This window comes from Microbacterium sp. 69-10 (genome assembly GCF_001897945.1).
Classification (GTDB): domain Bacteria; phylum Actinomycetota; class Actinomycetes; order Actinomycetales; family Microbacteriaceae; genus Microbacterium.
Genome location: NZ_MKRT01000031.1, coordinates 32,768 through 52,638, shown reverse-complemented (window position 1 = coordinate 52,638; position 19,871 = coordinate 32,768). Strand labels below are relative to the sequence as shown.

21 protein-coding genes (1 of these 21 cut by a window edge) are annotated in these 19,871 nt (G+C 69.9%); 12 read left to right on the top strand and 9 right to left on the bottom strand.

What is annotated here, in order from left to right; genetic code table 11:
- Positions 1 to 32: 32 nt before the first annotated feature.
- A complete protein-coding gene (locus tag BGN97_RS17285; protein WP_292704332.1) occupies positions 33 to 338 on the bottom strand; it encodes a type II toxin-antitoxin system RelE/ParE family toxin in 306 nt (101 codons plus the stop codon).
- Positions 335 to 619, bottom strand: a complete 285-nt coding sequence (locus tag BGN97_RS17280) for a type II toxin-antitoxin system ParD family antitoxin (protein WP_292704329.1) — start codon at positions 617 to 619, stop codon at positions 335 to 337. Before BGN97_RS17280 ends, BGN97_RS17285 begins: the two co-directional genes overlap by 4 nt.
- A gap of 104 nt (positions 620 to 723) precedes the next feature.
- Between BGN97_RS17280 and BGN97_RS17275 the strand changes: the two genes are divergently transcribed.
- From BGN97_RS17275 to BGN97_RS17265, 3 genes are read left to right on the top strand one after another with little or no spacing between them, the layout of a single operon-like run.
- Positions 724 to 1,134 carry a DUF6157 family protein gene (locus BGN97_RS17275; RefSeq protein WP_292704326.1) on the top strand — a complete coding sequence of 137 codons (411 nt, stop codon included), beginning with the start codon at positions 724 to 726 and terminating at the stop codon, positions 1,132 to 1,134.
- A 30-nt stretch (positions 1,135 to 1,164) separates the two neighbouring features.
- The gene (locus BGN97_RS17270) at positions 1,165 to 1,758 is read left to right on the top strand and encodes an RNA polymerase sigma factor (RefSeq protein WP_292704323.1); all 594 of its coding nucleotides are present in this window, start codon (positions 1,165 to 1,167) and stop codon (positions 1,756 to 1,758) included.
- Positions 1,755 to 2,510, top strand: coding sequence for a hypothetical protein (locus tag BGN97_RS17265; RefSeq protein WP_292704320.1), 756 nt, complete (start codon positions 1,755 to 1,757; stop codon positions 2,508 to 2,510). Before BGN97_RS17270 ends, BGN97_RS17265 begins: the two co-directional genes overlap by 4 nt.
- A gap of 55 nt (positions 2,511 to 2,565) precedes the next feature.
- Here BGN97_RS17265 and BGN97_RS17260 read toward each other — a convergent pair whose 3' ends face one another.
- Positions 2,566 to 4,248 (bottom strand): ATP-binding cassette domain-containing protein, encoded by a 1,683-nt coding sequence (locus tag BGN97_RS17260; protein ID WP_292704317.1) that lies wholly within the window; start codon positions 4,246 to 4,248, stop codon positions 2,566 to 2,568.
- A 266-nt stretch (positions 4,249 to 4,514) separates the two neighbouring features.
- Between BGN97_RS17260 and BGN97_RS17255 the strand changes: the two genes are divergently transcribed.
- A complete protein-coding gene (locus BGN97_RS17255) occupies positions 4,515 to 4,793 on the top strand; it encodes a hypothetical protein (RefSeq protein ID WP_292704314.1) in 279 nt (92 codons plus the stop codon).
- A gap of 3 nt (positions 4,794 to 4,796) precedes the next feature.
- Here the strand turns inward: BGN97_RS17255 and BGN97_RS17250 are convergent, their stop codons facing one another.
- Positions 4,797 to 5,441 (bottom strand): alpha/beta fold hydrolase, encoded by a 645-nt coding sequence (locus BGN97_RS17250; protein WP_292704311.1) that lies wholly within the window; start codon positions 5,439 to 5,441, stop codon positions 4,797 to 4,799.
- 55 nt (positions 5,442 to 5,496) lie between these two features.
- Here BGN97_RS17250 and BGN97_RS17245 point away from each other — a divergent pair, with 55 nt between their 5' ends.
- The 4 genes from BGN97_RS17245 (at position 5,497) to BGN97_RS17230 (ending at position 12,628) form a co-directional block, all read left to right on the top strand.
- Positions 5,497 to 6,831, top strand: coding sequence for an SWIM zinc finger family protein (locus BGN97_RS17245; RefSeq protein ID WP_292704308.1), 1,335 nt, complete (start codon positions 5,497 to 5,499; stop codon positions 6,829 to 6,831).
- Positions 6,821 to 10,090: a hypothetical protein gene (locus BGN97_RS17240; protein ID WP_292704305.1), complete on the top strand. Its 3,270-nt coding sequence runs from the start codon at positions 6,821 to 6,823 to the stop codon at positions 10,088 to 10,090. The genes BGN97_RS17245 and BGN97_RS17240 overlap by 11 nt, the downstream gene beginning before the upstream one ends.
- Positions 10,065 to 10,652 (top strand): NUDIX hydrolase family protein, encoded by a 588-nt coding sequence (locus BGN97_RS17235; protein WP_285637264.1) that lies wholly within the window; start codon positions 10,065 to 10,067, stop codon positions 10,650 to 10,652. The genes BGN97_RS17240 and BGN97_RS17235 overlap by 26 nt, the downstream gene beginning before the upstream one ends.
- A gap of 62 nt (positions 10,653 to 10,714) precedes the next feature.
- The gene (locus BGN97_RS17230; RefSeq protein ID WP_292704302.1) at positions 10,715 to 12,628 is read left to right on the top strand and encodes a M3 family metallopeptidase; all 1,914 of its coding nucleotides are present in this window, start codon (positions 10,715 to 10,717) and stop codon (positions 12,626 to 12,628) included.
- A 111-nt stretch (positions 12,629 to 12,739) separates the two neighbouring features.
- Here the strand turns inward: BGN97_RS17230 and BGN97_RS17225 are convergent, their stop codons facing one another.
- Positions 12,740 to 13,807: a low specificity L-threonine aldolase gene (locus BGN97_RS17225; RefSeq protein ID WP_292704299.1), complete on the bottom strand. Its 1,068-nt coding sequence runs from the start codon at positions 13,805 to 13,807 to the stop codon at positions 12,740 to 12,742.
- Between the two features lie 81 nt (positions 13,808 to 13,888).
- Here BGN97_RS17225 and BGN97_RS17220 point away from each other — a divergent pair, with 81 nt between their 5' ends.
- Both BGN97_RS17220 and BGN97_RS17215 read left to right on the top strand, forming a co-directional pair.
- On the top strand, positions 13,889 to 15,211 hold the full coding sequence (locus tag BGN97_RS17220; protein WP_292704296.1) for an MFS transporter: 1,323 nt from the start codon (positions 13,889 to 13,891) through the stop codon (positions 15,209 to 15,211).
- Between the two features lie 31 nt (positions 15,212 to 15,242).
- On the top strand, positions 15,243 to 15,890 hold the full coding sequence (locus BGN97_RS17215; protein WP_292704293.1) for a TMEM175 family protein: 648 nt from the start codon (positions 15,243 to 15,245) through the stop codon (positions 15,888 to 15,890).
- Here BGN97_RS17215 and BGN97_RS17210 read toward each other — a convergent pair.
- Together BGN97_RS17210 and BGN97_RS17205 are read right to left on the bottom strand one after the other, a co-directional pair.
- Positions 15,844 to 16,497, bottom strand: coding sequence for an SDR family NAD(P)-dependent oxidoreductase (locus BGN97_RS17210; RefSeq protein ID WP_292704291.1), 654 nt, complete (start codon positions 16,495 to 16,497; stop codon positions 15,844 to 15,846). The genes BGN97_RS17215 and BGN97_RS17210 overlap by 47 nt on opposite strands.
- 100 nt (positions 16,498 to 16,597) lie before the next feature.
- Positions 16,598 to 18,028: a DUF6421 family protein gene (locus BGN97_RS17205; RefSeq protein ID WP_292704288.1), complete on the bottom strand. Its 1,431-nt coding sequence runs from the start codon at positions 18,026 to 18,028 to the stop codon at positions 16,598 to 16,600.
- 72 nt (positions 18,029 to 18,100) lie between these two features.
- Between BGN97_RS17205 and BGN97_RS17200 the strand changes: the two genes are divergently transcribed.
- Positions 18,101 to 18,556 carry a winged helix-turn-helix transcriptional regulator gene (locus tag BGN97_RS17200; RefSeq protein WP_285637245.1) on the top strand — a complete coding sequence of 152 codons (456 nt, stop codon included), beginning with the start codon at positions 18,101 to 18,103 and terminating at the stop codon, positions 18,554 to 18,556.
- A gap of 34 nt (positions 18,557 to 18,590) precedes the next feature.
- A complete protein-coding gene (locus BGN97_RS17195) occupies positions 18,591 to 19,574 on the top strand; it encodes a 1,4-dihydroxy-2-naphthoate polyprenyltransferase (protein ID WP_292704285.1) in 984 nt (327 codons plus the stop codon).
- 1 nt (position 19,575) lies between these two features.
- Here BGN97_RS17195 and BGN97_RS17190 read toward each other — a convergent pair whose 3' ends face one another.
- Together BGN97_RS17190 and BGN97_RS18550 are read right to left on the bottom strand one after the other, a co-directional pair.
- Entirely contained in the window at positions 19,576 to 19,749 is a 174-nt protein-coding gene (locus BGN97_RS17190; protein ID WP_292704282.1) for a helix-turn-helix domain-containing protein, read from the bottom strand.
- Positions 19,667 to 19,871: the final stretch of a DUF5937 family protein gene (locus BGN97_RS18550; protein ID WP_363331455.1), read on the bottom strand. 689 nt of this gene lie beyond the right edge of the window; only the last 205 of its 894 coding nucleotides appear in the window; its start codon lies off the right edge, out of view; its stop codon occupies positions 19,667 to 19,669. The genes BGN97_RS17190 and BGN97_RS18550 overlap by 83 nt, the downstream gene beginning before the upstream one ends.

The window sequence follows — 19,871 nt, the reverse complement described above, 5'->3', positions numbered from 1 at the left end:
CCAGGCCGCCGACACTTCGGCCATGTCACGGATCAGCCGCTGAGGAAGGACTCATGATCCCGCCCGCCGTAGAACACTCCGTGAATCTCGATGGATGTCTGATGCACGGCGAATGCGATGATCACGCGCCGACGGAAGCCGACGGTGCGCAAGCCCGGGCGCAGATCCTCGCGGCTGATTCCCACATGCGGATTCAGTGAGAGAGCATCGCAGAAGTCGAAGATGCGGGTGACGTATGTCTCGGCGCGATCCGGATAGCCCGATTGATCGGCGATCCACAGATACAGCTCCGTCAGTTGTCTTCGAGCCTCCGGCGAGTAGAAGACATCGCGGGTCATGGGCGCTCGACCGCGGACCTCGCTTGGTGGACCTCCCGAAGGTGCGCGCGCATCGCTGCAGAGCTGATTGCACTGGACGGATCGGCGCGCAGGGCGTCGTACGAGACGGCGACTTCGTCCCTCAGCCACAGATCGATGGCTGCTTCGCGAGCGAATAGAGCACGGAGACCATCACGCACGACCTCGCTCTCGCTCGCGTATTCGCCGGATGCGACTCGCTCCCGCAGCGCGTCGGCCATGCTGTTCGGAAGAGTGATGCTGAGCTGTCTCGTCGTGCGCATGATCCTTTACCTCACTTCAGTAGGATTCAATCCTACTCCGGCTGCGGACGCGGGTCGCTGGGCTGATCCTCGACAATGTCGCCGGGGTGGGGGATGCTGGCCGCATGGCGCACACGACGAACTACACGAACACGTTCATCGAGGTCTCGGAGGACTGCCGTGCCGAGCACGGCGAGGAGCCTCCGATCGCCGAGAACCTCTCCATCGCCGCGCTGCACTATCGACTGCTCATCGAGGAGCCGTACACGCGCACGTCCGATGACGTGCTGTTCGAGACGCACGCGCTGCGCAAGGGCATCGACCCGCACGACGAGGCGGCCCGGGAGGAGTTCTTCTCCAAGGGCCAGGCCTGCCTGCGCTCGTCGCCGCTGGGCAAGCGCTACGGCTGGGGCACGCACCACGATGCCGAGGGGCGTGTGGCCCTGATCCCGCGCGATTCCGAGGAGTACGCGCGACTGGCGTCGGACCCGGGGCTGGCGCACACCAGGGCCATGCGCTCCAGCCGGGCGGCGTGACACTTCCGCGCCTGCCGGACATGACGGGGTATGAGCGAGAAGAACGACGAGGCCGGAATCTGGGATCGCGCCCGTGCCGACAGCGGTGAGGCCTTCGCCGAACTCTTCCGGCGTCACCGTGACGCGGTGTTCCGGCGGGCGTCGGCACTGGTCGATCGGAGGCAGGATGCGGAGGATGCCACGGCGGTCGCCTTCTTCGAACTCTGGCGGAAGCGGAAGTCGGTCGTGCTGGTCGACGGCACGGTGTTGCCCTGGCTGCTGGTGACGGTCGCCAATACGGCGCGGAATCAGCGTCGGGGAGGCATCCGATATCGACGTCTGCTGGCGGCCATCCCTCGGTCGGAGACTGGCGACGCCGAGCATGAGGCGATGGTCTCCATGGAGACGCAGATCCTCGGCATCCGACTGAGAGAGGCACTCTCGACGCTGGATCCGAAGGATGCCGCGCTGCTCACGCTGACGGCACTGGACGGGCTCACCATCGCGGACGCAGCCCCGCTGGTCGGCCTGAAGGCGGGCGCCGCGCGAACGCGCCTCATGCGCGCTCGGCGTCGGCTGCAGCAGGATCTCGGGTCGAATCCGCCGCACCTCACCTGGTTCCTCTCGGAAGGAGAACGCGCATGAACAGCACACTGGATCCCGTCTTCGCGGCGGGCGTCGAACGCGAACTGACGGCCATCGGCACGCGTCGCAGTCGGTTGCGTCGTCGGCAGCGCACGACCCGCGTGGCTGCGGTCGCGGGCGGATCGCTCGCACTCGCCGGGGCTCTCACCGGCGCTGCCATCCTCAATGGACTGCCGGGCGAGACGACGGTCACCCCGTTCGGCGAGACCGTGAGCGGCACGTACACCGGCACGGCTGCGGTCGATCTCGGTCAGGCGCCGGCCGATGCTGACCGGGTGATCCTCGACATCACCTGCACCGAGGGCGGGGATATCGAGGTGCCGACGAAACCGGGAGCGGGAACGACAGCTGCGGCTGTGACCTGGAACTGCTCCGATCCGATCCGGGAGAACAAGTCGGTTCGGATCAACGATGGCCTCCTCCCCGCAGCTGGAAGCACGAGCATCACCATCACCGCTGACCCCGGGACGCAGTGGACCGTCGTCGCGCGCTACGCCTCGTCGACCACCAAGCCCTGGGGTGTGAACGCGAAGGGTGAGACCTACGGTGTGCCCAACGACAACGGGGTCCCCGACCTCGTCGCTGCGCAGGCCACCAACGGCGAGATCGGATACACCAGGATGACCGAGCAGTTCGCCTTCGAAGGCGAGGGTTACATCAAGGTGTACAAGTCGGACGGCGAGACGCAGATCGGCTGGTTCCCGATCGGCGACCCGGCGACGCTCGGCGATCCGCCCGCCATCGAGAAGTAGGCAGTACGAACGAGGGCGGCTCGGAATCATCCGGGCCGCCCTCGTCATGCGAGTCTCAGCTGACCTGGGCGAGCTCGCCCTCGGCATCCAGCTCCAGCGTCAGATCGAGCTCGAGCCGCTGCAGGAACACGTCGTCGTGGCTGACGACGAGCACCGCTCCGCGGTAGGCGCGCAGCGCCTGGACCAGCTGATCGACCGTGTCCAGGTCGAGGTTGTTGGTCGGCTCGTCGAGCACCACGAGGTGCGGCGGGGGATCGGCGAGCAGCAGCTTCGCCAGCGCCCCCCGGAACCTCTCGCCGCCCGACAGGGCGCCGACCGGGCGGTCCATCGTCGCGCCGCGGATCAGGAACCGGGCGAGCCGGTTGCGCAGCTCCTTGTCCGGCACATGCGGCGCCGCCGACGCGATGTTCTCCACCACGGACGCCGACTCGTCGAGTCCGTCCACGCGCTGGGACAGGTAGCCGATCCGGTCGGTGTGGGTTTCACAACTCCGGAGAATCTGCTGCAGAGCCTCCGGAACGGCGGATTCCGGCCCTGAATCGCCCAGTTCTCCGGAGTTGTGTCCGGCATCCGCAGCGTCTGCAGCCGAAGCCACCAGCCGCCGCAGCAGCGTCGTCTTCCCGACCCCGTTGCGTCCGATCAGCGCCACCCTCTCAGGACCCTGCACCACCCACGACCGCGTCCCGTCGCCGAGCGTGGCGATGCGCCGCGAGTTCGAGATGCCGGGGTCCGGCAGCTCGATCTTCATCGATGCGTCGTCGCGGACGCGGCGCCCGGCAGCGTCCATCGCGGCGCGAGCCGACTCCTCCTTCCCTGCGACCTCGGTGCGCAGTCGTCCTGCCGAGACCTGAGCGGCCATCTTGCGGCCGTTCGCGATGATCTTCGGAACCCGCTTCTCCTCGAACGCCTTGCGGCCCATCTGCGCCCGGTGCGCGAGCTTGGTCTCGGCCTCGATGCGCTGCCGCCTCTCCTTCTTGAACGCCTGCGTCGCATCGCGCTCATCCTGCCGGGCGGCCTCCTGCTCGGCGTCCAGCCAGGCCCGCCACTCGGAGTACGGGCCGCCGAAGACGCTCAGGCTGCTGCCGTAGAGCTCGGCGGTGTCGTCCATCAGCTCCAGCAGCGCGATGTCGTGACTCACCACGATCAGCGTGCCCTTCCAACTGCGGACCATGTCCGCCAGGCGGCCTCGCGCCACGCGGTCGAGGTTGTTGGTCGGCTCGTCGAGCAGGGTGATCGGCGCGCGACGCAGCCGGATGCCGGCGATCGCGACCAGCACGGACTCGCCGCCGGACAGCTCGCCGACGGTGCGATCGAGGAACGACGGGTCGAGCCCGGCCTCGGCGAGGGACACCTCGGCTCTCGCCTCGATGTCCCAGTCGTCGCCCACCGCATCGAAATGCGCCGGGTCGACGTCGCCGGCGGTGATCGCACGCACGGCGTCGAGCTGTGCGGCGATACCGAGCAGCTCGGCGACGCGCCGTTCCGTGTCGAGCGTGAGACGCTGCGGCAGGTAGGCGACCTCGGCCGTGCGGATGATCTGCCCCGAGGTGGGGACGAGGTCACTGGCGATCAGTCGCAGCAGCGTGGACTTCCCGGCGCCGTTGCGCCCGACGAGCCCGGTGCGACCGGACCCGAACGAGCCCGACACGGCGTCGAGCGCGACGGACCCGTCCGCCCAGGCGAACCTGAGCCGGTCGAGCGTGACGGCGGCGGAGGCGAAAGTGGTCGGTGTTGACATGAGCGACTCCCGGAAGTGTGCGGGTGCGCGGATGCCGACGAGTCACGTCACGTCGAGAACGACGTGGAAGACGGATGCCGGTGGCAGGAAGGATCGTCGGATCAGCGCGTGGATGATTTACGCGGAGAGGCGACGATTCAGATCAAAGGACTTCCAGACACGGCGGACAGGACTCTGAGACGATACCCGGCCCGCCCCGGTTCGCGCAACCCGGGCGTGTCGACGGCAGGCGGATGGGGGCGTCCGTCCCGCGTAGGTTGGATGTCATGGACGACAGGCAGCCGAGTTCCCACGAGATGCGGGCCCGCATGGGCTTCGCGGGGAGCATCATCATCGGTCTCGGAGTGGCGGCTGCGCTCGGCACCGCGACGAACAGCATGCCGGTCGGACTCGGCGTCGGCCTCGCCGTGACCGTCGTGCTCATGGTGGTGTTCACGCGCGCGGGCGCGCGGAAGCAGCATCCGGGTGCCGGCAACGGGACGGATGCCGGACACGGCACCGACCCCGTGCAGGGACCCGGCGACGACACCGATCCTCCGGCCTGATCCTCAGGCGTCGAGCGCATCCTTCCACTGCGACAGGAACACATCGACGTCGGACAGCTCCTGCTCGGAGATGGAGTGGGTGAGCCCCGGGTACACGCGCCCGGAGAGCTCGGCATGCGAGGGCAGCCACTGCGCGGTGTGGTCGATGAGGTTCGGCGGGATCACGTCGTCGCGGCTCCCGCGGCCCCAGAACACCGGCGGCCTCCGCTCCTGCAGTGCGGCGTCGTGCGGCAGATCGCCGGGAGCGGCGTACCCGCTCAGCACGACGACCGCATCGATCCGCTCCGGCGCGAGGCGCAGCGCCTGAAGCGCGACAGCGCCGCCCTGCGAGAAGCCCAGCAGGGCGACAGGCGCCGCATCGGCGGCGGCGGCGTCCAGCCAGCGCAGCAGTCCTTCCGCGGCAAGCGTGATGCCCGTGGCATCCCTCGTGTTCAGCGAGTCGATCGGGTACCACGAGCGACCGGGCATCGGCCAGGGCGGCGTCAGCGGTGCGGCGACGGACGCCACCGCGAGCCCGTCGGGCAGGTAGGGGACCAGTCCGAACAGGTCGTTCTCGTCAGCGCCGTAGCCATGCAGCAGCACGAGCAGCGGCCTCCCGGTGCGCTCGCCGGGCGACCAGCGCGTCAGGCCGTCGTCGATCTCGGTCATGCCCTCATCCTGCCAGGGACGACGGACGTCGGTCAGGCCCCCTAGGGTGATGAGCGTGACTGATCGGGGCTTCGCAGCGACCTCCCGCGTCGACGATGCAGGCATGGCGCTGGCGCTCGCGCCCGCCCTGACGCCGAGCGGCCCCCAGCGCGCTCCGGAGTTCTTCCGCGGCTTCGCGACCCGCCCGCAGGTGCTCGCCCGGGCGCTCGGGACGCTGGCGGACATCACGGCCATGCGCTACTTCCAGTACACGCCGACCACCCAGCGCGACCCGGTTCTGAGCGCGCACGGCGATCGGCTGCGAGCCGAGTGCTTCTCCGCCTGCAACAGCGTCTACGCGCGGCTCGACGTCTTCGGCGACGGCCTCGACGGGGGCGAGATCGGGTTCGGAACCACGAACGTCGACATCACCGCCGACACGAGGCGGATGCTGTCGGGCGTCGGGCGCACCGAACTGCTGCACCTGCGGGTCGGCGATGCGGGTCTGACGGCGGCGACGCCGGAGGCGCAGTCGCATGAGCGGCCGGTCAGGATGCCGACGCGGTGGGTGCCGGCGCTGGGCAACGTGGCGGAGCTGCACCGCGGCACGTCGCCGGGCTTCACGCTGGACGCCGCCCGGGCGCGGGCGTTCATCGGGTCCCTCCCCGCTGCGACCGCGAGCGGCCGCAGCGGCTGGCTCACGCCGACCTCGACCGGAGCGCGCCTCGCGGCGCGGCCGTCGACAGGCGCCGTCCGGATCGCGGGTCTTCACCGGCTGTCCGCGCTGCGACGGATGCTGCCGCATGTGCGCGGTGCGGTGTTCCACGGCAGCGCCGAGACGGGCGTCGCGGTCGTCGAGGTCGATCTGCCCGGGGCGAGGATCACGCTGGGGCTGACCGAGGAACCGTGGCGCGGTCATTCCGGCGAGGGGTCGCTGCTCATCGGTCTGGCGACGCCCGACGCTCTCGACGACGCGGACCTGGTCGCCGCGATGCTCGCCTTCGAGCCGCGCATCGACGTGACGAGACTGCAGTCCGACACGGCCCTTCCCGAGGCGAGGGTGCGGTCCGCGCTGGCGGTGCTCGCGGCATCCGGCCGGGTGGGCTGGGACGTGCACGACCGGGCGCACTTCCACCGCGAACTGCCCGACGATCCCGACCGCGTCGCCCGGGACAATCCCCGGCTCGTCTCCGCCCGCCGGCTGCTCGCCTCTGACGCCGTGCGGCGCGACGGCGCGGGATGGCGCGTGCGCTCGGGGGACGGCGACTACCTCGTGGCGATCGACCCGGTCTCGTGCACCTGCACGTGGCATCTGACGCACGGGACGGGCCGCGGTCCGTGCAAGCATCTGCTGGCCGTGCTCCTCGCAGAGGGGCGCATCGATGAGGAGAACGACACGAATGACGACTGACCTCGCCCGCGCGATCGACATCTTCCGCGAGCTGGGCTGGGGGGACGCGGCGCTGGAGGAGCTCCCGAACCTTCCCCTGGGCACCGCCGCGCAGCAGAAGGAGGCGCTCGCAGGCCTGCGCAAGGGGGAGTGGGGGAGCTTCGCCGAACTCGGCGAGAACACCTTCGGGTGGCGCTCCTCGATCGACGTCGACACCGCGCGCCTGGGCGTGTTCACGATCCGCCTCGGCGCGGACGCCCGCCGCACGATCGACGTGCTGCCGACGCCGCACGCGCTCGCCGACGGCATCCAGGCCGAGATCATCGCCCAGCGCGGCCCCGCGTTCGCCGCCGAGTTCATCGCTCTCGCGTGCGTCTCGCGGCGGCGGGCGTGGGTCAATTCCACGTCGGTGTACGGCGGTGCGGCTGTGCGGCTCGTGCACATGCTGGACCTGGAGATCCCCCGCAGCGTCGAGTACCTCAAGGACTGGTCGGCGTTCGCAGCCGCCGCACTGGGGCGGCCGGCGGAGATCTTCCCGGATCGCGACCTCATCGACGCCGAGGTGATCCGCGGGCGGTTCATCGAGCACGCACGCGTCGCGGTCGAGCAGGCACAGCCGGCCACCGCCTCGTGGGGAGAGGCGTTCCCCGCGGCGTACGAGGCGGGCTGGATGTCGCGGGACGAGACGCTCGAACTGGCGTTCATCGGCCTGGAGACCGCGCAGCGTCCCGGCGATCGCGCGGTCTGGGCACGCGTGATCGCGGACACGCTGGCTGCGACCGACGACGAGCTCCTGGCGCGGGCCAACGCCCTCGTCCCGGTGCTCTCGGCCGGAGACGCCGCGGTGGTGGAGATTCTCGCGCCCCGGCTCATCGCCGCATCCGACGACCACCTGTTCGTCGAGCTCGCCGCCGGTGCTCTCGCGGTCAAGAGCAAGAAGACGCGGCTGAGCGTGCTCGCCTCGCTCGCCGCCCGTCCGCGCCCGCAGGCGGAGGGATCCGGCGAACTGGTCGAGCAGTTGCGCGCGCTCACGGGAGAGCGCGACGCCGCCCTCGTGAAGGCCGCGCAGAACGTCCTCGACGCGTGGGGGACGACCGGGGTCGACGACGAACAGGCGGCGGAGGCAGGCCGCGGGAGCTGGCAGCCGACGCCGGAGGTGTGGACGGCGCCCCGCCTCGAGCCCGAGCCCGCGGAACCCGAGGCGCTGGCTGCGATGGCTGGGCGTCTGCTGGCCAAGCCGGAGGAGGTGCACGACGTCGAAGCCGAGGCGTTCCTCGACCAGATCGTGCGGCTCGCGCACCGGGACCCGGATGCCGCGCGCACGGCCCTGCGCGGCGTGAGACAGCGCTGGGCGGGAGGCCTGCACTACATCGCCGACTGGGTCGCCGGGGATCTGAAGGACATCCACCTGGCCGCCCGTGGGCTGATGATCACCCGGGAGTTCGAACTGCTGAGCAGCGCGGGTCGGGTGCCCGTGATGCTCTCGACGCCGTCCTGGGTCGACCTGCGGGTCGACCCGCAGGACCTGCTCGCACGGTTGCGCGTCCACCAGGACGAGGGCGCCGCCGCACGGGCATCCGATCTCGTCCTCGCGCTGGTCCGGCTGGACCTCTCCCTGCTCACCGAGGAGCTGCGGGCAGGCTTCGCCGGGGTGTCGATCCCCGTCGTCGACCACGAAGACCGCACCGTCGCGGCGTCGGCCGGTGCGGTCGCGGTCGCCTATGCCGCGGACCCCGTCGTCGAACCACCCCTCGAACCGTCTCCCTCCGGCGACGGCCGGCGTGCCGCCGACGTGGTGGTGCCGCGTTCGCTGCGCGGCCTCTGCGGTGAGCTGTCCGAGCGGAGCTGGCGATCGTGGCACGACGGCGCCGTCTTCCCGACCTGGACCGAGACCGTGGGCGAGGGCTTCGAGAGCTACCCGCTCGCCGCCCGGGGCGTGATGCTGCGTCAGGGCGCCCGTCATGCGGCCCCCTACGGCCTGCCCGTCGCCGCCCGGTTCATCGGGGCTCTCAGACAGCTGCATCCCCGCGCCGCCGAGGATGCGTTCACCGGCGTGATCGAGGCGTTCGAACGCGGACTCCTGCGCCCTGAGCTGATGGACGTCGAGCACCTCGACGCCAGCGACCTCGCGGCCATGGCGAGGGTGTGCCTGGAACTCGCCGACGAGGGGCTCGCCTCGGTGGTCTGGCCGCTCCTGGACGGGCTGATCGTCGAGTCGCTGGCGGCACCGCGGATGCTGTCGGGCACGGCCGAGCTCGCGGACGCGCTGGCTCAGCTCGTGCCCACGGCGCTCGCCGCAGTCGACGAAGGCATCGCGCCGACGGACGTCCTCGCGGTTCCCGGGCTGCGCGCCCTCGCCTCCCGGTCGGGTGCGTCACGCGCCGTGACCGCGGCGAAGGCGGCCGTGACAGCCCTTCCCGCGATGGAGTCGGCTCCGGTCAGGAGAACGCCGGAAGGTCCCGCGTTCGACGACGTCTGGCCGGAGGGCGCCGGCGCGATCCCCGCCGTGGTGGACGGCGCGACGATCACGGCGGAGTGGGCCGATCCGGATGCCAAGACGAAGATGCTCGCGATCGATCTGCGGCCGGCGGATGCACCGGATCAGGCGTTCCGCATCGCCAAGCCGGGCTGGACGTACGACCTCGAGAACGAGGGGCAGTGCTCGGCGATCCCGTGGCGCGACGGCCGGCCCGATCCGGACGGCCGGTCCGCCGACCAGGTCTACCTGGCCTGGGACGGCGCGCGCCTCGAACGCCGGATCGGACGCGAACCGGGGGTGCATCGCGGCCCTCTGACCACGTCCATGCACGCCGTGGCGCTCGCCGCGCTCTGCCACGACGGCGAATGGGGAGACGGCGGCATCTGCCTCGTCGCCAATCTCACCGCGAACGGTCTGATCGGCTGGGAGGCCGTCAGGCACGTCATGCCGGTGCTGCTCGCCTGCGACGACGTGAGCCCGGCGAGGATGATGCGGGCCATCGAGAAGGAGCCGCGCACGATCGCCGTGCTCTGGCCCGTGATCACCGAATCGATCGCCTTCGCAGCCGGGGCGGAGACGCTGCCGCATTGGCTCAACCGCGTCCTCGACATGGCGGGGCTCGTGCTTCCGCAGCTCACCGAGGCGGCGGTTCGAGGGTGGATCCCCGCGGATGCCGCCCGACTGACCGGCATCGAGGACATCGCGAAGCGCCCGGGGCGTCAGGCCGCGCTCGTCAAGGCCCGCGCCCTCGCGGAGCGGCTGGTAGAAATGTCTCATGGCGGTGCGCACACCAGATCCTGACCCCGACGGCGGCTTCGGGTTCGACGACGTGCCCGCCGCGGACTCCAACCCGGCGTGGCTGTCGGACATCGAACTCGAAGAAGCGCGGCGCCGCCTGCCGATGCTCTACGTCGAGGCGGTCCCCGTCGTCACCGACGGCGCGGGCCAGGTCACCTCGATCGGCGTGCTGCTGCGGTCCACGCCGCTCGGCGAGATCACCCGCACCCTGGTGTCCGGTCGCGTCCGCTACGGCGAGACCGTCCGCGACGCCCTGTTCCGGCACATCGAGAACGACCTGGGCCCGATGGCCTTCCCGCTGCTCCCCGTCTCCCCGACGCCGTTCGCGGTGGCGGAGTACTTCCCGATCCCCGGTGTGAGCGCCTTCCACGACGACCGGCAGCACGCCGTGTCCCTGGCGTTCGTCGTCCCCGTGACGGGCACGTGCGAGCCGCGCCAGGATGCCCTCGAGGTCACCTGGTTCTCGCCGGAGGAAGCGGCATCCGACGGTCTCTCCGCCGAGATGGAGGGCGGCCGCGGCACGCTGCTCCGCCAGGCACTGGCCCACCTCGGGCTGCTGCGCTGACAGCAGAACCGGTTCCTGAGCGAGCGAAGCGAGACGAAGGGCGCCCGCGTAGGCTCGGTCGGGTGAGTGAACCCATCGCCTTCCCCACCGCATCCGCCGACTGGCTCGCGTTCGCGAGCACCCGCACCGACGAGCGCCTCGCGCGCGTCGACGAACTCGCCGCCCGTCTGAAGGACGGCTCCTCACGCACCGCCCTCGAGGCACTGCAGCTGTGGAACGACCTGCAGATCGAGCTGCGCAGCGCCTACAACGAGGCCGAGGTGCTCGCCGAGGTGCACCCCGACCGGACCGTGCGCGAGGCCGCGGAGTCGCGCACCTCCGCCGCGCAGGCGAAGGACGCCGAGCTGATGACCGACGCCGACCTGGCCGCGGTGTTCGGCGCGGCGGATGCCGAGGGCCTCGACGCCGACGCCGCCCGGCTGCTCGCGAAGATCCAGCGCGACTTCCGCCGCGGCGGTGCCGACCGGGGTGCCGAGACCCGTGAGCGCCTGCGCGCGTTCGCCGCCCGCGAGACCGAGCTCAGCGTGACCTTCGCGCGGAACATCCGCGAGGGACGCCGCGAGATCCGCGTCGCCCCGGACAGGCTCGCCGGACTCCCCGAGGACTTCCTGGCCGGGCATCCGGTCGGCGACGACGGCCTGGTCGCGGTGTCGACGGACAATCTCGACGTGATGGCCGTGATGAACTACGCGCACGACCGTGAGACGCGCAGGGCGCTGCGCGCCGCGCGCTCCGACCTCGCCTGGCCCGAGAACGACCCCGTTCTCGCCGAGCTGCTCGACGTCCGCCAGCAGCATGCGGAGCTGCTCGGGTACGCCAGCTGGGCCGACTACGAGACCGAGGACCGCATGGCCCGCTCCGGGGCGCGGGTCGCCTCGTTCCTGGACGAGGTCGATGAGGCGTCGAAGGCGGCGGCCGAGGCCGAGTACGCGATCCTGCTGGATCGGCTGCGGGAGGACGTCCCGGATGCCGAGGGCGTGACCAACGCCGACCAGATGTATCTGCTCACCCGACTGCACGAGGAGCGCTTCGCCGTGGATGCGCAGCAGGTGCGCCGCCACCTCGACTTCACCCGCGTCCTCGGTGGCCTGCTCAGCACCACCGGTCGCCTGTTCGGCATCGAGTACGCGCCGGTGGACGTTCCCGCCTGGCACGACGAGGTGCGGTCCTACGACGTGCTGCGCGCGGGGGAGCGGATCGGGCGCATCCACCTCGACCTGCACCCGCGTGAGGGCAAGTTCAACCACGCCGCCGTGTTCGGGCTCGCCCCCGGCGTGCGTGGCCGCGTGCTGCCCGAGGCGGCCCTGGTCTGCAACTTCCCGACCGGGCTGATGGAGCACCGTGAGGTGCAGACCTTCTTTCACGAGTTCGGGCACCTCGTGCACGACATCCTCGGCGGCGACCAGGAATGGGCGCCGTTCTCCGGCGTCGCCACAGAGTGGGACTTCGTCGAGGCGCCCAGCCAGATGCTGGAGGAGTGGGTGTGGGATGCCGACGTGCTGGCCTCCTTCGCGCTCGACGAGACCGGCGCGCCCATCCCGGCGGAGCTGGTGGCGCGGATGCGGGAGGCGGATGCCTTCGGCCGGGCGCTCCTGGTGCGCACGCAGCTGGGTCACGCCCGTGTCTCGTACCACCTGCACATGGACCGTCCCGAGGACCTCGCAGCCGCCACCGACCACTGGTACGAGGTGTCCAGCCCGCTCCAGCACCTGCGGGGGACGCACTCCTATGCCGCTTTCGGCCACCTCACCGGCTACGGCTCGTGCTACTACACGTACCAGTGGAGCCTGGTGATCGCGCGGGACCTGCTCACCGGCTTCACGGACCTGATGGACGAGGCGTCCGCCACCCGCTACCGGCGCGAGATCCTCGAGCCCGGCGGGCGCAGGGATGCCGCCGATCTGATCGAGGCGTTCCTCGGCCGTCCCTTCACGGTCGACGCCTACCGGGAGTGGCTGGGCGCGCCCGCCGCCTGACCCGCACGTTCAGGGGTCGAGAGCACTGCCAAGCGACGAGACCACCAGTTGCCGACGCCGGCAACCGGTGGTCTCGTCGCCGACCGGTGGTCTCGAACAGAGCAGAGAGGCTCAGGCGGTGGTGAGCCGCCCGAGCTCGGCGACGAAAGCGTCGACGTCGGACTCCTGCGTGTCGAAGCTGCACATCCAGCGCACCTCGTTGCGGGAGGCATCCCAGTCGTAGAAGCGGAAGCTCTCGCGCAGCTTGTCGGCGACGCCGTCTGGCAGCACGGCGAAGACGCCGTTGGACTGCGTCGGCTGCGAGAAGGACACGCCCTGGATCGAGCCGTCGGCGAGCCCGGCCTCGACCTCGCCGCGCAGGCGCTGGGCCATGGCGTTCGAGTGGCGTGCGTTGCGCAGCCACAGGTCGCCCTCCAGCAGTGCGATCAGCTGGGCGGAGACGAAGCGCATCTTCGAGGAGAGCTGCATGTTGTACTTGCGGCTGTAGATCAGGCCGTCCGAGGCGGCCGGGTTCAGCACCACGACGGCCTCGCCGAGCATGGCGCCGTTCTTCGTGCCGCCGAAGCTCAGCACGTCGACACCGGCGTCGGTCGTGAACGCGCGCAGCGGCACGTCGAGGGCGGCGGCCGCGTTCGAGATGCGCGCGCCGTCGAGGTGCAGCTTCATGCCGCGCTCGTGCGCGTGGTCGGCGAGGGCCTTGATCTCGTCGACCGTGTAGAGGGTGCCCAGCTCGGTCGACTGCGTGATCGAGACCACCAGCGGCTGGGCACGGTGCTCATCGCCCCAGCCCCACGCCTCGCGGTCGACCAGTTCGGGGGTGAGCTTGCCGTCGTCGGTCGGCACGGTCAGCAGCTTGAAGCCGCCGATCTTCTCGGGAGCCCCGCCCTCGTCCACGTTGATGTGCGCGGTGGAGGCCGAGATCACGGCGCCCCAGCGCGGCAGCATGGACTGCAGACCGGTCACGTTCGCGCCGGTGCCGTTGAAGACGGGGAACGCCTGCACGCCCTCGCCGAAGTGCTGCGCGAAGACCTCCTGCAGGCGGGTCGTGTAGAGATCCTCGCCGTACGCGATCTGATGGCCGTCGTTGGCCGCGGCGATCGCCGCGAGCACCTCGGGGTGGATGCCGGAGTAGTTGTCGGATGCGAAGCCGCGGACGGCGGTGTCATGCAGAGTGCTCACCGTACAAGCCTAGAGCGCGGCATCCGTCCCGATCTCCAGACATCCCTGCCGGACGTCGGCATCTCCGCCTACCCTCGTCCCATGCGCACATTCCTGCAGGTGCTGGTGAACACCATGGTCGCCAACGTCACCACCAGCTTCCTGTGGTTCGCGCTGACGTTCTGGGTCTACCTGGAGACCGGGAACGTGATGGCCACCGGGATCGTCGGTGGTGCCTACATGCTGCTCATCGCGATCTTCTCGATCGTGTTCGGCACGATCGTCGACCGGCACCGGAAGCGCGCCGTGCTCGTCTTCTCCAGCGTGATCACGGCGGTCGCGTTCGTGCTCGCCTGGCTGATCTTCCTGTGGCAGCCCGAACGTGCGCTGCTGGACTTCGGAGGCCCCTGGTTCTGGCTGTTCGCGGGCATCATCCTGCTCGGGGCTGTCGTCGAGCAGATGCGCGGCATCGCGCTGTCCACCACCGTCACGCTGCTCGTGCCCGTCGAGCGGCACGCGAACGCGAACGGCATGGTCGGCACCGTGCAGGGGCTGGCGTTCCTCGTGACGAGCGTGTTCAGCGGTCTGTCGGTGGGGTTCCTCGGGATGGGCGGCACTCTCGTCATCGCCGTCGGGCTGACGGTCGTCTCACTCGTGCACATCCTGTTCATCCGCATCCCGGAGGAGCAGCCGGAGCCCGATCCCGATGCACCGTCCGCGATGGACCTGCGCGGCAGCATCAGGGCGATCAGAGCCGTGCCCGCGCTGTTCGCGCTGCTGTTCTTCTCGATGCTCAACAACCTGGTCGGCGGCGTCTACATGGCGCTGATGGATCCCTATGGGCTCGAGCTGATGTCGGTGCAGATGTGGGGCATCGCGCTCGGGGTCGCCTCGACGGGCTTCCTGATCGGTGGCATCGTCGTCTCGACGGTCGGCCTGGGGAGCAATCCGATCCGCACCATGCTGCTGCTCGTCGGGGTGATGGGCGTGATCGGGATGCTGTTCGCGATCCGCGACTGGTGGCCGCTGTTCGTGGCGGGCTGCTGGCTGTACATGGCGCTCTCGCCGGCCGTGGAGGCGGCCGAGCAGACCGTCATCCAGAAGGTGGTGCCATACCAGCGGCAGGGCAGGGTGTTCGGCTTCGCCTCGGCCATGGAGGCCGCCGCGGCTCCCGTCACGGCGTTCCTGATCGCCCCGATCGCGCAGTACGTGATCATCCCGTTCATCGAGTCCGCCGAGGGGCGGGGAGCCTGGGGCTGGCTGCTCGGCGAGGGGCAGGCACGCGGCATCGCACTGATCTTCGTCTTCGCGGGGATCGCGATCGTCCTGCTCGTGCTGATCGCGTTCGGCACCCGCGCCTATCGCCGGCTCAGCGATTCCTACGCGAACGCGGCTGTTCCGCAGATCGCCGCCGAAGGTGCTTGACGCCGCCACGCCCGCGCGAGAGCATTCCTCGGTGACCGACACGCACGAGACGTCAGAACGTCCACTGCTCTCCGCCGACCGGCTGAAGGCCTTCACCGACGGGGTGGTCGCGATCGCGATGACCCTGCTGATCCTGCCGCTGATGGAAGGGGTCATCGATCTCGGACGTGAGGGACGCACGGTCCTCGAGTACCTCAGCGAGGACTTCGGTCAGCTGTTCAGCTTCGTGATGAGCTTCGTGCTGATCGCGTCGCTCTGGATCTCGCACCATCGGATCTTCGATCGGGTCGAGCGCACGTCCGGTGCGCTGATCGGGCTGACGATCGCGTGGATGTTCACGATCGTGTGGCTTCCCGTGCCGACCGCGATGCTCGGCGCGATGGACGACGACGTGGCGCAGAAGTGCCTGTACATCGGCACCCTCATCTTCGCGAACCTCATGCTGCTGGCGATCCGCGCCTATCTGCGGCGCCACCGGGAACTGCATGACATCCCCGACCCGCGCCTGCGCGACGGCATCCGCGCCGATACCGTGACCATCGCGCTGTTCCTCGTCGCGCTGGTGATCGCGCTGCTCGTGCCGCAGATCGGCTACTTCGCGATGTTCCTGATGATCCTGACCGGCCCGGCCATCAGGCTGGTCGAACTGCTGGAGCGAGGTCGACGACGCGCCCGTTGAGGTCGGCGGCGTCCGCGTCCCACAGGGCGATGACGGCACGCGCGAGGGAGTCCACGTCCAGCGCTCCCTCGACGCGGAAGATGACGGATGCCGCGTGCAGGTCCGTCCCCGCGTCGCGCGCCGCCTTCGCGTAGCCCTGAGCGACGGCACGGGCCCAGGTCTCGGCCGCGGCCTTGACGGTGGCGTAGTTCGCGCCACCCGCCAGCGGCTTGTTCACGACCGTGGACGAGACGATCGCGAAGCGACCGGCATCCGATGCCCTGATCGAGGCGTCGAAGGCGCGGCTGGTCGCGCGCACGGCCTGAAGAGCGGGCAGCAGCGCGTCGAAGTCCTCGTCGCTCTGACCGGCGAGCCCGCCGCCACCGCGCCATCCTCCGACCAGCGAGACCACGCCGTCGACGGCTCCGACACGCTCGGCGAGTTCGGTCATGTCGGTCAGGCTCGTGGCATCCGCCACCTCGACCCGTGCACCGGCGTCCGCGAGGGGTGCGAGGCGCTCCGCAGAGCGACCGGTCGCGATCGCCGTCGCGCCCGCCTCGATCAGGGCTCGCGCGACCGCGAGACCGGCGGCGCTCGTCGCTCCGGCGAGAAGGATCGTGCGGTTCATGGTCGCTCCCTGCGTCGCGGATGAAGGATGGATGCAAGTCTGAAGGACGCCCCGCCGGAAATCATCCTTCAGAAGCGGGAACGTCCTTCAGAACTGCGCGTCAGTTGTCGGTGCCGCGGATGCCGACGGTCGACTCGATGACCGGCTTCATCTTCTTGTCGAGGGTCTCGAAGAACATCGACAGCGGGAACTCGTCGTCCATCACGGCGTCGGTGTAGCCCTTGGGAGCTCCCGCGAGGATCTCGTCGGACAGCCCGCGTGCCCACTGCGAGGCGGGGTGCGGGGTGAGCGTGCCCCGGACCAGCTCGTACGCCGCCAGCCAGTGCGCGATCTTCGGACGGTCGATCGAGTGCCAGTACAGGTCGTCGATCGCGTCGCCCAGTGCCACGACGGCGTCGGGCACGTTGTCCCAGTCGAAGGCGAGGGCGGTGTCGGTCCAGTGCAGCACGCCGTGCTGGTGCAGCCAGGCGAAGAGCAGCTGACCGCCGACCGCGTCGTAGTTGCGGGTGCGGTTGCCCGTGATCGCGAAGCGGAAGATGCGGTCGAAGATCACCGCGTACTGCACGAGGTGCGCGTAGTCGTGCATCTCCTGCTCGGCGTCGGTGAGCTGCTCGCCCGCGGCGACGCGGGCGTCGAACGCGCGCTCGATCTTGACGGACTCGCGGAACGCCGTCATGTCGCAGCGCATCTCCTCGAGGGAGTACAGGAAGAACGGCATCCGCTGCTTGATCATGAACGGGTCGAACGGCAGGTCACCGCGCATGTGCGTGCGGTCGTGGATGATGTCCCACATCACGAACGTCTTCTCGGTCATCTGCTGGTCGTCGAGCATGGCTGCGGCGCGCTCGGGCAGTTCGAGATTGGTGATCTCGGATGCTGCGCGGACGACGCGACGGTAGCGGGCCGCCTCGCGGTCCTGGAAGATCGCGCCCCAGGTGAAGGAGGGGATCTCGCGCATCGCGACGGTCTCGGGGAACAGCACGGCCGAGTTCGTGTCGTAGCCGGGGGTGAAGTCGACCAGCCGCAGCGAGACGAACAGCTTGTTGCCGTAATCGCCGGCCTCGAGCTCGGCGATGAACTCCGGCCAGATCGTCTCGACGATCAGCGCCTCCACGAGGCGGTCGCTCGAGCCGTTCTGGGTGTACATCGGGAAGACGACGAGGTGGCGGATGCCGTCGATGCGGTGCTGCTGCGGCTGGAACGCCATCAGCGAGTCGAGGAAGTCGGGCTCGGCGAAGCCGCCGTCCGCCCAGCGCTGGAAGTCGACCACGAGCGCGTCGAGGTAGTCGGCGTCGTGCGGGAAGGCGGGGGCGAGCGCGCGGATGCCCGCGATGATCTCGGCGACGTGCTGGGCCGCGGCCTCTCGGTCGGCGGCTTCGGGTACCGAGCCGTCCTTGATCTGCAGCGGGCGCAGCGCGATCGCGGCGTCCTTCAGCAGCTTCCAGGCCGCGCTGGTCTCGGCGGTCGATGCGTCCTCCACGACCTCGGGCTCGCCGATGATGGTGTTGATGGTGCTGGTGATGGTGGACATCGAAGCCTCCGATCGTGGTCAGAAACGGAAATTTTCCGGTGAACACCGGATTCAGCAACTATTATTCCACTCATGGATGATGCTGTCGACCACGCGCTCCTCGCCGAGATCTCCCGCGACGGGCGGGTGACCCTCGCGCAGCTCTCCGAGACCGTCGGGCTGTCCACCTCTGCCGTGCAGTCCCGGCTCAAGCGCCTGGAGACCCGCGGTGTGATCACGGGCTATCAGGCGCTGCTCGACCCTGAGCAGGTCGGCAAGCCGCTGTCGGCTTTCATCGAGATCACGCCGATCGATCCCGGCCAGCCGGACAACGCCCCCGAACTGCTGGAGCACCTGACCGAGATCGAGGCGTGCCACTCCATCGCGGGCGAGGCGAGCTACATGCTGTTCGTCCGTGTGAAGGGGCCGCGGGCCCTCGAGAAGCTGGTCAACGACATCCGCTCGATCGCCAACGTGCGCACGCGCGCGACGATCGTGCTGCAGACCTACTACGAGCACCGCCCGATCGTCTCGCCGCCGGCATCCTGACCGGCGGAGCGAGCCTGCTCGATAGGATTCGGTCGTGGCAGGAACCTCCAAGAAGTCGCGCACGTCCTCGCGCAAGCACGCGCCGCAGAAGCGGCAGACATCCGGCAACCCGGCGAAGCGGCCCGTGATCGAGGCCGGTCCGGTCACCTTCGGCGACTGGGTGGGAGCGGCCCGACTGCGCACCCTGCCCCTTGCCGTCGCACCGGTCATCCTCGGCACGGGGGCCGCGCAGGTCACCGATCCGCACCTGCACTGGGTGATCGCGCTGGCGTGCCTGGCGGTCGCCGTTCTGCTGCAGATCGGCGTGAACTTCGCGAACGACTACAGCGACGGCATCCGAGGCACTGATGCCCATCGCGTCGGCCCCGCCCGGCTCACGGCCTCCGGTCGCGTCTCGCCGAAGCAGGTGCTGAACACCGCCCTGGTGTTCTTCGCGCTGGCGGCGGTCGCGGGGCTGGCGATCGTGATCCGCACGCAGCAGTGGTGGATGCTCATCGTCGGCGCGGCGTGCATCGTCGCGGCCTGGTTCTACACCGGCGGCAAGCGCCCGTACGGCTACAACGCGATGGGCGAGCTGTTCGTCTTCGTGTTCTTCGGGCTGGTGGCGGTGCTCGGCACCACGTGGGTGCAGTCCTTCGCGCTGCCGCTGGAGGCCTGGCTCGCCGCGGTCGCCGCCGGGCTGTTCGCCTGTGCCGTGCTGCTGGCCAACAACCTGCGCGACATCGATCAGGATCGCGCCGTCGGCAAGCGCACGCTCACCGTGCTGGTCGGCAAGCGCGCCACGCAGGTCGTGTACACGCTGTTCGTGATCGTGCCGTTCCTGATCACCGTCGTCTTCGCGTTGCTGCTGTACCCCGTCGCGTGGCTCTCGATGCTGGTGCTGCTGGCGATCATCCCGGCGATCCTGATCGTCTGGACGTACCGGACGCCCCGCGAGCTGATCATCGCCCTGAGCCTGACCTCGCTGTCGTCGGTCGGCTATGCGGCGCTGATGTACTGGGCGCTCGTCGCGGCCTGAGTCACAGCGCCGCGCCGACCAGCGCCTCGGCGAGCGGCGTGCGCAGGTGCAGCATCCGATTGCCCTCGCGCGAGCTGGCGATCAGTCCTGCGTCACGGAGCACCGTCAGGTGATGGGATGCCGTGGAGGCGGCGATCCCGGCATCCTTCGCGATCCCGGTGGTGGTGCGCGCCACGTGAGCGCGCAGCAGGATGCCCGCACGTGCAGGGCCGAGCAGGGCGCCCAGGGCGTCCTCGAGCTCCGCGCTGTCGCGCGCCCACCCAGCCGTGACCCCGCGTGCGGGGTAGAACAGCGTCG

Bases quoted from the DNA above. Each gene is read 5' to 3' on its own strand.
- BGN97_RS17280 (WP_292704329.1), bottom strand. From the start codon at position 619: ATGCGCACGACGAGACAGCTCAGCATCACTCTTCCGAACAGCATGGCC.
- BGN97_RS17200 (WP_285637245.1), top strand. From the start codon at position 18,101: ATGGATGATGCTGTCGACCACGCGCTCCTCGCCGAGATCTCCCGCGAC.
- BGN97_RS17210 (WP_292704291.1), bottom strand. From the start codon at position 16,497: ATGAACCGCACGATCCTTCTCGCCGGAGCGACGAGCGCCGCCGGTCTC.
- BGN97_RS17205 (WP_292704288.1), bottom strand. From the start codon at position 18,028: ATGTCCACCATCACCAGCACCATCAACACCATCATCGGCGAGCCCGAG.
- BGN97_RS17240 (WP_292704305.1), top strand. From the start codon at position 6,821: ATGACGACTGACCTCGCCCGCGCGATCGACATCTTCCGCGAGCTGGGC.
- BGN97_RS17220 (WP_292704296.1), top strand. From the start codon at position 13,889: ATGCGCACATTCCTGCAGGTGCTGGTGAACACCATGGTCGCCAACGTC.
- BGN97_RS17265 (WP_292704320.1), top strand. From the start codon at position 1,755: ATGAACAGCACACTGGATCCCGTCTTCGCGGCGGGCGTCGAACGCGAA.
- BGN97_RS17270 (WP_292704323.1), top strand. From the start codon at position 1,165: ATGAGCGAGAAGAACGACGAGGCCGGAATCTGGGATCGCGCCCGTGCC.
- BGN97_RS17260 (WP_292704317.1), bottom strand. From the start codon at position 4,248: ATGTCAACACCGACCACTTTCGCCTCCGCCGCCGTCACGCTCGACCGG.
- BGN97_RS17250 (WP_292704311.1), bottom strand. From the start codon at position 5,441: ATGACCGAGATCGACGACGGCCTGACGCGCTGGTCGCCCGGCGAGCGC.
- BGN97_RS17255 (WP_292704314.1), top strand. From the start codon at position 4,515: ATGGACGACAGGCAGCCGAGTTCCCACGAGATGCGGGCCCGCATGGGC.
- BGN97_RS17235 (WP_285637264.1), top strand. From the start codon at position 10,065: ATGGCGGTGCGCACACCAGATCCTGACCCCGACGGCGGCTTCGGGTTC.
- BGN97_RS17275 (WP_292704326.1), top strand. From the start codon at position 724: ATGGCGCACACGACGAACTACACGAACACGTTCATCGAGGTCTCGGAG.
- BGN97_RS17285 (WP_292704332.1), bottom strand. From the start codon at position 338: ATGACCCGCGATGTCTTCTACTCGCCGGAGGCTCGAAGACAACTGACG.